The 629-nt window shown below is 73.6% G+C and carries 1 protein-coding gene; it reads right to left on the bottom strand.

Translation table 11 applies throughout. From position 1 onward, the window contains the following. The coding region (locus KUM49_RS37720; protein ID WP_374200250.1) for a tetratricopeptide repeat protein at window positions 1-629 on the bottom strand (629 nt) is incomplete at both ends.

Here is a 629-nt window from a genome sequence, read left to right on the forward strand (position 1 = left end):
CGCCTCGCCGCGGAAGCGAGCAGCCTGATGCCGCGTGGAGAGGGTCTCCGGGTCGTCGGCCCCTCGCACGCGGACGTCGTCCTTGACGAGTTCGGCGAAGGCGGTGGCGGCGCCAGCCACGTCTCCCGCCTCGCCGCGGAAGCGAGCAGCCCAATACCGCGTGGAGAGGGTCTCCGGGTCGTCGGCGCCCAGCACGCGGGTCTGGTCCTGGACCAGTTCGATGAGGGCGGTGGCGGCGCTGGCCGGGTCTCCCGCCTCGCCGCGGAAGTGAGCAGCCCAAAACCGTGTGTCGAGGGTCTCCGGGTGGTCGGCCCCCCGCACGCGGGTACGGTCCTTGACCAGTTCGGCGAGGGCGGTGGCGGCGCCGGCCGGGTCTCCCGCCTCGCCGCGGAAGTGAACAGCCTGATGCCGCGTGGAGAGGGTGTCCGGGTGGTCGGCGCCCAGCACGCGGGTACGGTCCTTGACCAGTTCGGCGAGGGCGGTGGCGGCGCTGGCCGGGTCTCCTGCCTCGCCGCGGAAGCGAGCAGCCCAATATCGCGTGGAGAGGGTGTCCGGGTGGTCGGCCCCTCGCACGCGGGTCTCGTCCTTGAGGAGTTTGGCGAGGGCGGTGGCGGCGCTGGCCGGGTCTC

The sequence above is a fragment of the Streptomyces sp. AC555_RSS877 genome (assembly GCF_019049245.1).
GTDB lineage: Bacteria > Actinomycetota > Actinomycetes > Streptomycetales > Streptomycetaceae > Streptomyces.